General features: G+C 60.2%; 12 protein-coding genes, 6 tRNA genes and 1 pseudogene. 5 read left to right on the forward strand and 14 right to left on the reverse strand.

All coding sequences use genetic code 11. The annotated features are described in order from the left end of the window. Positions 1 to 915: dihydrodipicolinate synthase family protein (locus tag DM807_RS06885; RefSeq protein ID WP_179027194.1), on the forward strand; the 915-nt coding region annotated here is incomplete at its 5' end. 94 nt (positions 916 to 1,009) lie between these two features. Here the strand turns inward: DM807_RS06885 and DM807_RS27655 are convergent. Beyond that, positions 1,010 to 1,144 (reverse strand): annotated as a pseudogene (locus tag DM807_RS27655) (LysR family transcriptional regulator); the annotation flags it as partial. A 120-nt stretch (positions 1,145 to 1,264) separates the two neighbouring features. Here DM807_RS27655 and DM807_RS06895 point away from each other — a divergent pair. From DM807_RS06895 to DM807_RS06905, 3 genes are all read left to right on the forward strand, one after another. After that, positions 1,265 to 1,999, forward strand: a complete 735-nt coding sequence (locus DM807_RS06895; protein WP_012273550.1) for an AzlC family ABC transporter permease — start codon at positions 1,265 to 1,267, stop codon at positions 1,997 to 1,999. Further along, positions 1,996 to 2,322 (forward strand): AzlD domain-containing protein, encoded by a 327-nt coding sequence (locus DM807_RS06900; RefSeq protein ID WP_012273551.1) that lies wholly within the window; start codon positions 1,996 to 1,998, stop codon positions 2,320 to 2,322. The genes DM807_RS06895 and DM807_RS06900 overlap by 4 nt, the downstream gene beginning before the upstream one ends. Positions 2,323 to 2,503: 181 nt before the next feature. Continuing rightward, complete coding sequence (locus DM807_RS06905) at positions 2,504 to 3,871, forward strand: amino acid permease (RefSeq protein WP_060515820.1); 1,368 nt, start codon at positions 2,504 to 2,506, stop codon at positions 3,869 to 3,871. Between the two features lie 95 nt (positions 3,872 to 3,966). On the opposite strand, the gene DM807_RS06910 is transcribed toward DM807_RS06905, so the two are convergent. From DM807_RS06910 to DM807_RS06920, 3 genes are all read right to left on the reverse strand, one after another. Continuing rightward, a tRNA-Arg gene (locus DM807_RS06910) sits at positions 3,967 to 4,043 on the reverse strand. A gap of 111 nt (positions 4,044 to 4,154) precedes the next feature. Further along, entirely contained in the window at positions 4,155 to 4,748 is a 594-nt protein-coding gene (gene phnN, locus DM807_RS06915; protein ID WP_060515819.1) for a phosphonate metabolism protein/1,5-bisphosphokinase (PRPP-forming) PhnN, read from the reverse strand. Positions 4,749 to 4,845: 97 nt separating this feature from the next. Continuing rightward, positions 4,846 to 5,025 carry a hypothetical protein gene (locus tag DM807_RS06920; RefSeq protein WP_148043785.1) on the reverse strand — a complete coding sequence of 60 codons (180 nt, stop codon included), beginning with the start codon at positions 5,023 to 5,025 and terminating at the stop codon, positions 4,846 to 4,848. 69 nt (positions 5,026 to 5,094) lie between these two features. Between DM807_RS06920 and DM807_RS06925 the strand changes: the two genes are divergently transcribed. Next, entirely contained in the window at positions 5,095 to 5,421 is a 327-nt protein-coding gene (locus DM807_RS06925; RefSeq protein WP_012273554.1) for an Arc family DNA-binding protein, read from the forward strand. 106 nt (positions 5,422 to 5,527) lie between these two features. Here the strand turns inward: DM807_RS06925 and mgtE are convergent, their stop codons facing one another. The 10 genes from mgtE to astE form a co-directional block, all read right to left on the reverse strand. Next, positions 5,528 to 6,970: a magnesium transporter gene (gene mgtE / locus DM807_RS06930; RefSeq protein ID WP_012273555.1), complete on the reverse strand. Its 1,443-nt coding sequence runs from the start codon at positions 6,968 to 6,970 to the stop codon at positions 5,528 to 5,530. Positions 6,971 to 7,367: 397 nt separating this feature from the next. Next, positions 7,368 to 7,444: transfer RNA gene (locus DM807_RS06935), tRNA-Arg, on the reverse strand. A 73-nt stretch (positions 7,445 to 7,517) separates the two neighbouring features. Beyond that, a tRNA-Arg gene (locus DM807_RS06940) sits at positions 7,518 to 7,594 on the reverse strand. Positions 7,595 to 7,667: 73 nt separating this feature from the next. Next, positions 7,668 to 7,744: transfer RNA gene (locus DM807_RS06945), tRNA-Arg, on the reverse strand. Positions 7,745 to 7,815: 71 nt separating this feature from the next. Then, positions 7,816 to 7,892 (reverse strand) — tRNA-Arg (locus tag DM807_RS06950). 106 nt (positions 7,893 to 7,998) lie between these two features. Beyond that, a tRNA-Ser gene (locus DM807_RS06955) sits at positions 7,999 to 8,089 on the reverse strand. Between the two features lie 72 nt (positions 8,090 to 8,161). Then, positions 8,162 to 8,350: a carbon storage regulator CsrA gene (csrA, locus tag DM807_RS06960; protein WP_003254503.1), complete on the reverse strand. Its 189-nt coding sequence runs from the start codon at positions 8,348 to 8,350 to the stop codon at positions 8,162 to 8,164. A gap of 167 nt (positions 8,351 to 8,517) precedes the next feature. Then, positions 8,518 to 9,753, reverse strand: a complete 1,236-nt coding sequence (locus tag DM807_RS06965; protein ID WP_012273556.1) for an aspartate kinase — start codon at positions 9,751 to 9,753, stop codon at positions 8,518 to 8,520. 84 nt (positions 9,754 to 9,837) lie between these two features. Further along, positions 9,838 to 12,462, reverse strand: a complete 2,625-nt coding sequence (alaS, locus tag DM807_RS06970; protein WP_179027195.1) for an alanine--tRNA ligase — start codon at positions 12,460 to 12,462, stop codon at positions 9,838 to 9,840. Between the two features lie 316 nt (positions 12,463 to 12,778). Next, positions 12,779 to 13,786, reverse strand: coding sequence for a succinylglutamate desuccinylase (gene astE, locus DM807_RS06975; RefSeq protein ID WP_012273558.1), 1,008 nt, complete (start codon positions 13,784 to 13,786; stop codon positions 12,779 to 12,781).

Consider the following 13,786-nt stretch of genomic DNA (forward strand, 5'->3'; position numbering starts at 1 on the left):
GCCCTGATGACCCCGTGCACCGCCGAGCGCAAGCCGGACTTCGACGCCCTGGTGCGCAAAGGCCGCGAACTCATCGAAGCCGGCATGAGCGCCGTGGTGTACTGCGGTTCGATGGGTGACTGGCCACTGTTGACCGAGGCCGAGCGCCAGGAAGGCGTGGCGCGCCTGGTGGCCGCCGGCATCCCGACCATTGTCGGCACCGGCGCGGTGAACACCCGTGAAGCGGTGTCTCATGCCGCCCACGCAGCCAGCGTCGGCGCCGCCGGCCTGATGGTCATCCCCCGCGTGCTCAGCCGCGGCGCTTCGTTGATCGCCCAGAAGCACCACTTCTCGGCCATTCTCGCCGCCGCACCAAAGCTGCCAGCGGTGATCTACAACAGCCCGTACTACGGCTTCGCCACCCGCGCCGACCTGTTCTTCGAGCTGCGCCGCGAGTTCCCCAACCTGATCGGTTTCAAGGAATTCGGCGGTGGCGCCGACCTGCGCTATGCCGCCGAACACATCACCTCCAAGGACGACGATGTGACCTTGATGGTCGGCGTGGATACCCAAGTGGTGCACGGCTTCGTCAACTGCAACGCCACCGGCGCCATCACCGGCATCGGCAACGCCCTGCCGCGTGAAGTGCTGCAGCTGGTGAGCCTGAGCAAGCAGGCGGCCAAGGGCGACGCCCGTGCCCGCCGCCTGGCGCGCGAGCTGGAGGCGGCACTGGCCGTGCTGTCGTCGTTCGATGAAGGTTGCGACCTGGTGCTGTACTACAAGCACCTGATGGTGCTGAACGGCGACACCGAGTACAGCCTGCACTTCAACCAGACCGACGTGCTGACCGATGCCCAGCGCAACTATGCCGAGCAGCAATACGCGCTGTTCCGTAGCTGGTACGCCAGCTGGTCGGCCGAGCAGAACCTGGCCTGAGGCAGCCACGGTTCTCTGAGGGAGCGGGCGATGAACTTGTGCCCGGGCATCAGCGCACCGCTCCACACCGCCCAATCACTCCAGCCCACATCGGCAATGCAGCGGTGGCACGGGTAATTACCTTGAGTTCAAACGCGGCACGGGCAAAGCCGCCCAGGCGCGCAGACGCTTCAAAGGCTCGCAAGGCATTGAGTGACAGGGCATGACGGGTGGGGCTATCGAGGTACACGGCTTCAGGCCTATTTTTTCGGGCCTACCATTCCAAGAATTTGACGTTGTGACCAACTGTCACACGCATTAACGTGGAGCTGCCTGACTGGCACTGTCCGAACACCTTCAAGGAACTCAAATGCCGTACAACAGCGGGACCCAAGCGTTCAGGCAGGGTGCCCACAACGCCCTGCCCTTGACCTCTGGCATCGTGCCCTTTGGCCTGATCACCGGGGTCACCGCCATCGGCATGGGCCTGTCACCGTCCGATGCCATCGGCATGACCCTGCTGTTCTATTCCGGGTCGGCGCAGATGGTGGTAATGCAGTTGATGCAGAACGCCGCCCTCCCGGTGACCATGGTGGTTACCGCGCTGGTCATCAACCTGCGCTTCCTGATGTACAGCGCCAGCCTGGCCCCGCACCTGGGGCAGCTGCCGCGCCGGCAAAAATGGCCGATGGCCTACATGCTGTCCGACCAGTCGTTCGCCCTGTGCACGCTGAAGATCGGCGCGGGTGGGCTGGGGCAGCATGCCTACCCCTACTACGCCGGTACGGCTATCACCATGTTCTTCGGCTGGAACCTCTCGGTGCTGGCTGGTATGTACCTGGGCGCGGGCATTCCGGAAGACTGGTCGCTGGGTTTCGCCATCCCCCTGTCGTTCCTGGCCCTGTTGATACCCGGCATACGCAATGCAGCCACGCTTGGCGCGGCGCTGACCGGTGGTGTGCTCGCCGTGCTGGCAGCCGACCTGCCGTACAACCTCGGCCTGCTGACGGGTGCGTTGGGCGGCATCACCGCCGGGCTGGTTATCGAGAGCTGGAAAACACCGCAAGCAATGCCTGAAGCCAACAGCGAACAGGAAGCATCATGAGCGAAATGACTCAATGGATAACCTTCGCCCTGATCGGCCTGGGCACGTTCGCCATCCGCCTGTCGTTCATCGAACTGCACACGGTGCTGCGCATTCCACCGCTGTTTCGCCGGGCACTGGCGTATGTGCCGGCCAGCGTACTGGCAGCACTGGTACTACCGGCGGTGGTGTTCCCGGACCGTCATGCCGGGTTCGACTGGATGAACCCGCAGATACCGGCGGCGGTACTGGCGGCACTGGTGGCGTGGCGCACGCGTAGTACGTTGCTGACACTGGTAGTGGGCATGGGCGTGTTATGGGCGCTCAAGCACTGGGGGCTATAGCCACAAACAGCCCTCAGGAAAAATCGGCAGGATGTTCTGCACAGAATTCGTTTGAGGTCCTTGGCCTTATTGTCCATGGTGGCAGGCTGGTAGCTACTTGCCACGCGTGGACGCAGGCGCATGACGATGCCTGCGTTGGGGGACGTTATCGGATCCCCCCATAATAAGAGAGGACAAGGAAATGCAATCCAACAGTTTGAAGCAAAGCCTCAAGCAGCGGCATATCACCATGATCGCGCTGGGTGGGGTGATCGGTGCAGGGCTGTTCATGGGCTCAGGCTCACTGATCGCATCGGCGGGGCCTGCGGCCATTTTGTCGTATTTCATTGGCGGCCTGGTGGTTACCCTGGTCATGTTCATGCTTGGCGAAATGGCCTGCCGCAACCCGGATGCCGGGTCGTTCTCGACCTACGCCAACACCTACCTCGGCGACTGGGCCGGCTTTGCGGTTGGCTGGCTGTACTGGTTCAAGTCGATGATGACCATCACCCTCGAGGCGGTGCTGCTGGGCGCGATCTTGCATGACTTCCTGCCCTGGCTGCCGATTTGGGCGGGTGCCTTCCTGATGCTGGTGACCCTGATGGCCAGCAACGCCTACTCGGTGCGTTCGTTTGCCGAAGTGGAGTATTGGCTGGCGGCGATGAAAGTGGCGACCATCCTCATCTTCATGCTGCTGGGCCTCTCGATCCTGCTTGGCCTGCACAGCGACATTCCCTCGCCCGGCCTGGTCAACCTCACCGCCCATGACGGCTTCATGCCCAATGGCCTGTCTCCGGTGATGGCCGGCGTGATCGTGGTGATCTTCTCGCTGGGCGGCAGCGAAATTGCCGCTGTGGCTGCAGGTGAATCGGAGAACCCAAGGCAGAACGTGATTCGCGCGATCAAGAGCGTGATCCTGCGGGTGATGCTGTTCTACGTGGGTTCAGTGTCGATCCTGATCCTGTGCCTGCCGTGGACCGACAAGGCCAACCTGGCCTCGCCCTACGTTTCACTGTTCAGCCTGGCCGGTTTCGGTGGTGCTGCGGTAGCCATGAAACTGGTGCTGTTCGTCTCGTTCATGTCGGTGATGAACTCGTTCATGTTCTCCAACTCGCGCATGCTGTTCTCGCTGAGCCAACGCGGTCACGCGCCCAAACTGTTCTCGCGCACCAGCGCCAAGGGCGTGCCGATCAATGCACTGCTGCTGAGCCTGTCGATCTGCACCCTGATCCTGACCGTGCACTTTGTCAGCGGCGGCGACCTGTTCATGACCCTGGCCAAGAGCACCGGCAGCCTGGTGATGGTCGTATGGATCTTCATCATCATCGCCCATGTTGCCATGCGCTGGAAAACCCGCCACGAAGCGATCGACCCGAACGCCTTCCGCGCCTGGCTGTTCCCGTATGCCAACATCGTTGCGCTGCTCGCCTTGCTGACGGTGATCGGCACTCAGGCGTTCGAACCGGCGTCGCGCTTCCAGTTCTGGTTCACGGTGCTGACGGTGCTGCTGGTCGTGGCGGGGTACTTCGTGATGCGTCAGCGCCTGACCGGCAAGCTGGCGACCAACTGAGAGCAAGGGGATTGCCGCGCATTGACCGCGGGCAAATGGAATCACCATCGCGCGTTGCAATGGATGTGAGGCGGGTGTGTAGGAACGGGTAGAAATGGCGTCCCAGGCAGGAATTGAACCTGCAACCTTCCCCTTAGGAGGGGGATGCTCTATCCAATTGAGCTACTGAGACGCAAGCACCGGCAGCAAGCGCTGCACAGCGGGACGGCAAGCATGTTAACCAGCATGCTGGCATTTGTCATGTCTGCGCCGGGCTTTTTCGCGTAATCCTTTTCTGGAAGCGCTATGCCCGAGGTAACACACCCTCGTCGCACAGCAACGCGAAAAGCCCCGCGACAGCCACCTCCAGTGCAGTGGAGTTGTCCAGCACATGCACCGACGGGTCTGTTGCCGTACGCAAGCGAACGCTGCGTGCCAGACGCTGTTCCACTTCATCTGCGGTTTCCCGGCCCCGGGCCAACAAGCGCTGGCGCAGTACCTCCGGCTTGACCTCGACCATCACGGCCAGCAAGTCCGGATAGCGCTGACGAGCCTCTGCCAGATAAGCCCGCGAGCCATTCACCAACACCGACCTGCCCGCCGCCAGCCACTGGTCCACCTGCCGAGGAATGCCGTAGTCCAGGCCATTGGCCCGCCAGTGCATGGCAAATTCACCCTGCGCCCGCAAGGCTTCAAACTGTTCGGGCGTGACACCTTGAGCGGCTTCGCCTTTGGCTTCGGCCGAGCGCGTAATGACGCGACGGGCAATTTCCACCCCGGCTGCTTCCAACCGCTCACGCGAAGCGTCGATCAGGGAATCTTTCCCCGCCCCCGACGGTCCTATCAGAAATATCAACCGGCCCGTCCCTGATCGGTGGTCGCTTGCGTCATGTTGCATAGCCACTATGCTCTATGAAAGGGAAACCGGCGCATTCTAGGGGTTTTCCAGGCCTTTTGCTGTGTTTTACCAGTTTTTGACGGCAAAAGACTGACGGTCAGGCAAGCCGGAGTATGTAAAACTTTTCAAACCAGTGCTCATTTCTGATAATTGGTACTGGCATAAAGCCTTTATCCGGCTCACTATTTGTCACAGAATTGACGCCAAGGAAACGGCGACCATGAGGCAAGATGAGCATCCATTTTTCACTGACGGTTGAACATTTTGTCGTCGCCACGGTCGTACTTCCATCCCGTGCGGCCAATTTGAGAACCGCTTCCCCTGAACCAAACTCCGGTCAATTTATATGCGCCCAATGAAACAGGCTATTTATTCCAGCCGCACCGCTGACAAGTTTGTCGTCCGCCTGCCAGACGGGATGCGTGAGCGCATTGCCGAGGTAGCGCGCAACCATCACCGCAGCATGAACTCCGAGATTATCGCGCGCCTGGAACAGAGCCTTATCCAGGAAGGCGCGCTGGGTGACGAGTTGAGCATGCGCCTGGACAGCCCTGAACTGTCCCTGCATGAGCGCGAGTTGCTGCAGCGCTTCCGCCAACTTTCCCACCGCCAGCAAAACGCCCTGGTCGCCCTCATCGCTCACGATGTGGAAATGGCCACCGACGCTTCCTGAGGTTTGCAGCGAACATGAAAAAGCCAGCGTAAGCTGGCTTTTTTGTGGGTGACTGACTGGCAGCAACATATCCCTGCGGGGGTTGCCCCCACAGGGGAAAAACGACCTACAGCAGGAACAGCGTAGCCAGGCCAAGGAAGATGAAGAATCCGCCGCTGTCGGTTACGGCAGTGATCATCACACTCGCCCCCATTGCCGGGTCGCGCCCCAAGCGGGCCAATGTCATCGGGATCAGCACCCCCATCAGCGCCGCCAGCAACAGGTTCAAGGTCATCGCGGCGGTCATCACCACCCCCAGTGACCAGCTGCCATACAGCCAGAACGCCACCGCACCGATCACACCACCCCACACCAGGCCGTTGATCAGCGACACCGCCAACTCCTTGCGCATCAGGCGGCTGGTGTTGCCTGGCGACACCTGGTCCAGCGCCATGGCGCGCACGATCATGGTGATGGTCTGGTTACCCGAGTTGCCACCAATGCCCGCAACGATCGGCATCAACGCAGCCAACGCCACCAGTTTTTCAATCGACCCTTCAAACAGCCCGATCACTCGCGAAGCCACAAAGGCGGTAATCAGATTGATCGCCAGCCATGCCCAACGGTTGCGAAACGAACGCCACACCGAAGCGAAAATATCTTCTTCTTCACGCAGACCCGCCATGTTGAGGACTTCGCTCTCGCTCTCCTCACGGATCAGGTCGACCATCTCATCAATGGTCAAACGACCAATCAGGCGCTCGCTCTTGTCTACTACGGGTGCCGATACCAGGTCATAACGCTCGAAAGCCTGCGCCGCATCATAGGCATCTTCCTCGGGCTGGAAGGAAACCGGGTCGGTCGCCATGACCTCCGCCACCTTCTTCTCGGGGTCGTTGACCAGCAGGCGCTTGATCGGCAGTACCCCCTTGAGGATGCCGTCGTAATCGACCACGAACAGTTTGTCGGTGTGGTTCGGCAGCTCTTTCAGGCGGCGCAGGTAGCGCAGCACCACTTCCAGGCTGACGTCTTCGCGGATGGTGACCATCTCGAAGTCCATCAACGCACCGACCTGCTCCTCGTCGTAGCTCAACGCCGAACGTACGCGTTCGCGCTGCTGGGCATCGAGGGTTTCCATCAGCTCGTGAACAACGTCACGCGGCAGCTCAGGGGCCAGGTCGGCCAGCTCGTCGGCGTCCATCTCCTTGGCAGCAGCCAGCAGCTCGTGATCGTCCATGTCGGCGATCAGGGATTGGCGAACCGAGTCGGAAACTTCAAGCAGGATGTCGCCATCGCGATCCGAGCGCACCAGCTGCCAGACCGTCAGGCGGTCTTCCAGGGGCAAGGCTTCGAGGATGTAGGCGATGTCAGCGGGGTGCAGGTCATCGAGCTTGCGTTGCAGCTCGACGAGGTTCTGGCGGTGGACCAGGTTTTCCACCAGGTCGTTGTGCGCGCCTTCCTGGCGATGGGTCAGGTCTTCGACCACGCGCTGACGCTGCAGCAGTTCGACCACCTGGGCCAGGCGATCCTGCAGGCTTTCTTGCGCTTTTTTTACTTCTACTTCAGTCATAGGCGAACTCCACTCCCAGCAGCGGAGCACGCCGGGAGAATCAATCGGTCAGATCTTTCTGTATGAATCTTGTTAGCGAGTAACTACTGGGTAAGTCCATGGTGGTTTTCCACAAGCCCCGGCGGGGCTGACGGGCGCAATCATACACTGCTAAAGCTGTCAGATCGCTTAAATTTTTGGCTAGAACAATCGTTTGCGCGATAAAGCTGGGACAACGCTCGAAGCTATGAGTGCGACGGTTGTCGTGGATGGGAAAGCACATTTGATTTAGGGTGCCGCGCGCGGCGCCAAGCTACACCACAATCATTACAGAAGAGCGTAGATCGACATGAGCAACAATTCAGCGCTGCAGAAAAACAAAAAGCCCGCTCGATTGAGCGGGCTTCTTGATGGGATATGGTGGACTCAGCAGGATTCGAACCTGCGACCGCTCGGTTCGTAGCCGAGTACTCTATCCAGCTGAGCTATGAGTCCACAATTGGTAGTTTTAAACCAGTTACCGCTGGTTGACTGAAGTGGCCTTGCAAGCAGAGCCATTTCAAGAAAGTGGTGGACTCAGCAGGATTCGAACCTGCGACCGCTCGGTTCGTAGCCGAGTACTCTATCCAGCTGAGCTATGAGTCCACATTTGGTAGTTTTAAACCAGTTACCACTGGTTGATTGAAGTAGCCTTGCAAGCAAAGCCATTTCAAGAAAGTGGTGGACTCAGCAGGATTCGAACCTGCGACCGCTCGGTTCGTAGCCGAGTACTCTATCCAGCTGAGCTATGAGTCCACAAATGGTAGTTTTAGACCAGCTACCGCTGGTTGATTGAAGTAGCCTTGCAAACAAAGCCACTTCAAAAGTGGTGGACTCAGCAGGATTCGAACCTGCGACCGCTCGGTTCGTAGCCGAGTACTCTATCCAGCTGAGCTATGAGTCCATGTCTTGCCGCGCATTATAGGTCGCTGAAACATTTTTGCAAGAACGTTTTCGTTTAAAATCAACTACTTAGCGTTCTTACCGTTTACAGCGCCCTACGCAAATAATGGCGGTGAAGGGGGGATTCGAACCCCCGATACCCTTATGAGGTATACTCCCTTAGCAGGGGAGCGCCTTCGGCCACTCGGCCACCTCACCGCAACACGAGGCGAATATTAAAGAACCTCTTTCACCTTTGCAACCCTTTTTTTGAAAAAAACTTCAAAAAAATTAAAGGCTTGGCTCTTCATCCTTCTCTTTCTTGATCCGCAGGTAGATTTCCTCGCGGTGAACAGCCACTTCTTTCGGGGCGCTGACGCCAATACGCACCTGGTTGCCTTTGACGCCAAGCACCGTCACGGTGATCTCGCCGTCTCCAATGATCAGGCTCTCGGCGCACCGACGAGTCAGAATCAACATAGCTTTCTCCTTACGCGAAACATTCAGGGGTAACAGTCTTGGGTTTCGAGGCAGGGTCGTGGACGACGACCTTAGCCCCGGTTACTCGCTGCACAGGCCAGGACAGGGCCTGTGCAACGAGCAGAAACGCGAAGGGCGCGGCAAGCCGCGCCCTTCCAGGCAGCGCCTTACTCGCCCTGTCGGGCAGGGGCGTCCAGCTCGAACGCGGTGTGCAGCGCGCGTACGGCCAGCTCCAGGTACTTCTCTTCGATCACTACCGAAACCTTGATTTCGGAGGTGGAGATCATCTGGATGTTGATACTTTCCTTGGCCAGCGCTTCGAACATGCGGCTGGCGACACCGGCGTGCGAACGCATGCCGACGCCAACGATCGAGACCTTGGCGATCTTGGTGTCGCCGATCACTTCACGGGCACCGATTTCGCGGGCAGTGTTTTCCAGCACGCTTTGCGCCTTCTCGTACTCGTTGCGGTGTACGGTGAAGGTGAAGTCGGTGGTGTTATCGTGGGCAACGTTCTGCACGATCATGTCGACTTCGATGTTCGAAGCACTGATCGGGCCGAGGATCTTGAAGGCCACGCCCGGGGTGTCCGGCACGCCGCGAATGGTCAGCTTGGCTTCATCACGGTTGAAGGCGATACCGGAAATGATCGGCTGTTCCATGGATTCCTCTTCATCAATGGTAATGAGGGTACCCGGACCCTCCTTGAAGCTGTGCAGCACGCGCAGCGGAACGTTGTATTTGCCGGCGAACTCCACCGAGCGGATCTGCAGCACCTTGGAACCGAGGCTGGCCATTTCCAGCATCTCTTCGAAGGTGATCTTCTCCAGGCGCTGGGCCTGCGGCACGACGCGCGGGTCGGTGGTGTAGACGCCATCGACATCGGTGTAGATCTGGCACTCATCAGCCTTCAGCGCCGCCGCCAGGGCCACGCCGGTGGTGTCGGAGCCGCCACGGCCCAGGGTGGTGATGCTGCCGTGCTCGTCGACGCCCTGGAAACCTGCAACCACGACCACGCGGCCTTCCTTGAGGTCGGCACGAATTTTCTGGTCGTCGATCTGCAGGATGCGCGCCTTGTTGTGCGAGCTGTCGGTGAGAATGCGCACCTGGTTGCCGGTGTAGGACACCGCTGGCACACCACGCTTGATCAAGGCCATGGTCAGCAGGGCAATGGTGACCTGCTCACCGGTCGACACGATCACATCCAGCTCACGAGGAACCGGCTGATCGGTAATCTGCTTGGCCAGGTCGATCAGGCGATTGGTTTCACCGCTCATGGCCGACAGCACAATCACCAGGTCGTCGCCTGCCTCACGGTGTTTCTTGACCTTTTCGGCTACCTGCTCGATCCGCTCGATGGAACCGACAGAGGTGCCGCCAAATTTCTGTACGATCAACGCCATTTCAATGGTGCCTCAGCCCATACAGGGCCCCAAAAAACAATCCAACATGAAGAGGCCGGTGACTAGACCACCGGCCCCTTCATCTCAAAGTCCCTGCTCTGCGAATGGCACGGCCAGCGCCAGGGCCTGGTCCAGCGCGGCGACGTCGACGCCACCACCCTGGGCCATGTCCGGACGGCCACCGCCCTTGCCACCCACCGCCGCAGCGGCTTGTTTCATCAGATCGCCAGCCTTGAGTTGGCTGGAGAGGTCCTTGGTCACGCCGGCCACCAGCACGACCTTGCCCTCATGCTCGCTGCCCAGCAGGATCACTGCGTGGCCGAGCTTGTTCTTCAGCTGATCGACCAGGGCCAGCAGGGCCTTGCCGTCCTGCCCATCCAGGCGGGCGGCGAGCACCTTGGCACCTTTGACCTCAACGGCCGCGTTGGAGAGATCGTCCCCGGCGGCGCTGGCGGCCTTGGCCTGCAGTTGTTCAAGCTGCTTCTCCAGCTGGCGGTTGCGCTCAAGCACAGCCGACAGCTTGTCGATCAGGTTGTCGCGGCTGCCTTTGACCAGTTGCGCGGCTTCCTTGACCTGCTCTTCGGCAGCGTTCAGGTAGGCCAGCGCAGCGGCGCCGGTTACCGCTTCGATACGGCGCACGCCAGAGGCCACGCCGCCTTCGCTGATGATCTTGAACAGGCTGATGTCACCGGTGCGCTTGGCGTGGATACCGCCGCACAGCTCCACCGAGAAATCGCCGCCCATGCTCAACACGCGCACAGTGTCGCCGTACTTCTCGCCGAACAGCGCCATGGCGCCTTTGGCCTTGGCGGTTTCGATGTCGGTCAGTTCGGTTTCAACGGCAGTGTTCTTGCGCACTTCGCGGTTGACGATGTCTTCCAGTTGCTTGATCTGCTCTGGCTTCAGCGCTTCGAAATGGCTGAAGTCGAAACGCAGGCGCTGGCTGTCGACCAGCGAGCCCTTCTGCTGCACGTGCTCGCCCAATACCTGACGCAGCGCTTCGTGCAACAGGTGAGTGGCGGAGTGGTTCAGCGAGGTGGCATGCTGCACGTCGGCATCGACCTTGGCCTCGACTGGCGAACCGATCACCAGCGCACCGCTGGCGACCACACCGTGGTGCAGGAAGGCACCGCCAGTTTTGGTGGTGTCGCGCACGTCGAAGCGTGCAGCGCCAGCCTGCAGGAAGCCGGTATCACCCACCTGGCCGCCGGACTCGGCGTAGAACGGCGTGCGGTCGAGCACGACCACGCCCTGCTCGCCTTCACCCAACTGGTCGACGGCCTGGCCGTCCTTGTACAGGGCAATGATCTTGCCTTGGGCTTCGGTGGCGTCGTAACCGAGGAATTCGGTGGCGCTGTCGACTTTAACCAGGCTGTTGTAATCCATGCCGAAGGCGCTGGCGGAACGGGCACGCTCACGCTGGGCATCCATCTCGCGCTCGAAGCCGGCTTCGTCGATGGTCAGCTCACGCTCACGGGCAATGTCGGCAGTCAGGTCCATCGGGAAGCCGTAGGTGTCGTACAGCTTGAACACCACGTCGCCCGGCACCACGTCACCTTTGAGCTGGGCCAGGTCTTGCTCGAGGATACGCAGGCCCTGCTCCAGGGTCTTGGCGAACTGCTCTTCTTCGGCCTTGAGCACGCGCTCGATGTGCGCTTGCTGGCTCTTCAGTTCCGGGAAGGCTTCGCCCATTTCAGCAGCCAGTGCCGCAACGATCTGGTAGAAGAAGCTGCCCTTGGCGCCCAGCTTGTTACCGTGACGGCAAGCGCGGCGAATGATGCGGCGCAGCACGTAGCCACGGCCTTCGTTGGACGGCAGCACACCGTCGGCAATCAGGAAGCCGCAGGAACGAATGTGGTCGGCGACGACTTTCAGCGAGGCCTGGCCGTCATTGCTGCAACCGATGGCCTTGGCCGCGGCCGCCAGCAGGTTCTGGAACAGGTCGATCTCGTAGTTCGAGTGCACGTGCTGCAGCACGGCGCTGACGCGCTCCAGGCCCATGCCGGTGTCCACCGACGGCGCTGGCAGCGGGTGCAGCACGCCATCGGCGGTGCGGTTGAACTGCATGAAGACGTTGTTCCAGATCTCGATGTAGCGGTCGCCGTCTTCTTCTGGCGAGCCGGGTGGGCCGCCCCAGATGTCCGGGCCGTGGTCGTAGAAGATCTCGGTGCATGGGCCGCACGGGCCAGTGTCGCCCATGGTCCAGAAGTTGTCGGAGGCGTACGGGGCGCCTTTGTTGTCGCCGATGCGCACCATGCGCTCGGCCGGCACGCCGACTTCCTTGGTCCAGATGTCGTAGGCTTCGTCGTCAGTGGCGTAGACAGTGACCCAGAGCTTTTCCTTGGGCAGGTTCAGCCACTGCTCCGAGGTCAGGAAGGTCCAGGCGAAGGTGATGGCATCGCGCTTGAAATAGTCACCGAAGCTGAAGTTGCCCAGCATTTCGAAGAAGGTGTGGTGACGCGCGGTGTAACCGACGTTTTCCAGGTCGTTGTGCTTGCCACCGGCGCGCACGCACTTCTGGCTGCTGACGGCGCGGGTGTAGGCGCGCTTCTCTGCACCGAGGAAGCAGTCCTTGAACTGGTTCATGCCTGCGTTGGTGAACAGCAGGGTCGGGTCGTTGTTCGGGATCAGCGAACTGGAGGCGACTCGGGTATGGCCTTGCTCTTCGAAGAAGCGAAGGAAGGCTTCACGGATTTCTGCGCTTTTCATAGGTTCTTCCACGGAAACGGCGGCCCTGTTGGGCAAACACGTCGACGAAACGACGGCAAAGGGCCGCATTATATCGGTCCTGCAAGCTCGATGCAGTGTGTTTATACGATAGAAACTGTCGTTTGGACGGTTTTTCGGGCTATGCAAACGAAAATGACATGACCGGATGCTAAATCCTGTGTTTCGCCACTGGCAAGCCAATTACCGCTTATGGGAAGGGAAAATGGAACAGGCGGTGAATTAAAAGAGTTTCATGGGAATCATCACGCAAGGCCGCTCCCCAAAAAGCGACTCCCACAGCAGCAGCCATAGCGCATCAGCCTAGCCGCTGCCCCGAATCCGGCACAATCAGGATACCGGCGCGCAAACCGTTCCTGACCTTGGGGTTGGGGAAGATGATGCGCGCGCCCTCCTCCTCGACCACCCAGCGCATCTCGGCCAGGTCTTCGGCCAGCAGGTAGCCCTTGCTCAGCTCGGAGAAGTTTTCGATATCCGCCGGCAGGTGCAGGTGGAAGCTGTCGCTGTGCTTGATGATTTCACGGGAAACACTGAACAGTTGCAGGCCATCCAGCGAGCTTTCGCCTTCTGGTTCGGTCGCCTCGATGATGCGGATCAGCCGCTCTTCCAGCTTGTCGAGGTTGACCTGCTCGTTCTGGCCGAACGGGCGGGCCTTGCCCAGTTCCAGCGTGAAGGCTTCGGCATCCAGCTGTTCATAGGTGAATGCGCTGAAGGTGATGGACGACTTGCTTTGCAGCAACACCGCTTCCATACCCGCCGCCGCCAGGCGCGCCAGTTCGCGACGGGAGTGCTTGCGCCCTTCTTTATAGGGATACAAGGCGAATTGTTCGATCTTCGAACCACGGATGGCCGTATGCAGGTCGTAATGCAGCCGGCTGCGCCCCGGCTTGCTGAAGAACACCCTGGCAAACTGTTCCAGCTCAGCGGCGCGCAACGCCTCGAAACCGCTGGAAAGCTCGTGACGGCCATTGAAAAGGCGGTTGATGTCCTGCTCGATGAAGCGCTCGCCCTTGCGGATTGCCACCGGGTTGCCGAACAGGAACAGCAGGCGCGCCCTGGGTTTGATCTTGCCGTTGGCCACGCCGTGCAGCAGCCGCTCCAGCAATTCGATCGGCGCCGTCTCGTTGCCATGAATGCCGGCGGACAGCAGCAAATCCAGCCCGCAATCCTCGCTTTCAGCCGGGCGCACTTCAAGCGCACCCTCCCCCAGCCAGCGCAAACGCGCGCCCTTGGGTGTCACTTGGGTCTTCTCGGCCGGTTCGTGATCGGTGAGGGTCAGCTCAAGCAATTTGCCAAGGGCGAGCAT

This window comes from Pseudomonas hunanensis (assembly GCF_013393325.1).
In the GTDB taxonomy this organism is placed as follows: domain Bacteria; phylum Pseudomonadota; class Gammaproteobacteria; order Pseudomonadales; family Pseudomonadaceae; genus Aquipseudomonas; species Aquipseudomonas putida_P.

What these genes read in the sequence shown, in the direction of transcription:
- DM807_RS06965 (WP_012273556.1), bottom strand. Translation starts at nt 9,753, where the DNA reads ATGGCGTTGATCGTACAGAAATTTGGCGGCACCTCTGTCGGTTCCATC.
- phnN (WP_060515819.1), bottom strand. Translation starts at nt 4,748, where the DNA reads ATGCAACATGACGCAAGCGACCACCGATCAGGGACGGGCCGGTTGATA.
- mgtE (WP_012273555.1), bottom strand. Translation starts at nt 6,970, where the DNA reads ATGACTGAAGTAGAAGTAAAAAAAGCGCAAGAAAGCCTGCAGGATCGC.
- astE (WP_012273558.1), bottom strand. Translation starts at nt 13,786, where the DNA reads ATGCTCGCCCTTGGCAAATTGCTTGAGCTGACCCTCACCGATCACGAA.
- DM807_RS06900 (WP_012273551.1), top strand. Translation starts at nt 1,996, where the DNA reads ATGAGCGAAATGACTCAATGGATAACCTTCGCCCTGATCGGCCTGGGC.
- DM807_RS06925 (WP_012273554.1), top strand. Translation starts at nt 5,095, where the DNA reads ATGCGCCCAATGAAACAGGCTATTTATTCCAGCCGCACCGCTGACAAG.
- DM807_RS06905 (WP_060515820.1), top strand. Translation starts at nt 2,504, where the DNA reads ATGCAATCCAACAGTTTGAAGCAAAGCCTCAAGCAGCGGCATATCACC.
- csrA (WP_003254503.1), bottom strand. Translation starts at nt 8,350, where the DNA reads ATGTTGATTCTGACTCGTCGGTGCGCCGAGAGCCTGATCATTGGAGAC.
- DM807_RS06895 (WP_012273550.1), top strand. Translation starts at nt 1,265, where the DNA reads ATGCCGTACAACAGCGGGACCCAAGCGTTCAGGCAGGGTGCCCACAAC.
- alaS (WP_179027195.1), bottom strand. Translation starts at nt 12,462, where the DNA reads ATGAAAAGCGCAGAAATCCGTGAAGCCTTCCTTCGCTTCTTCGAAGAG.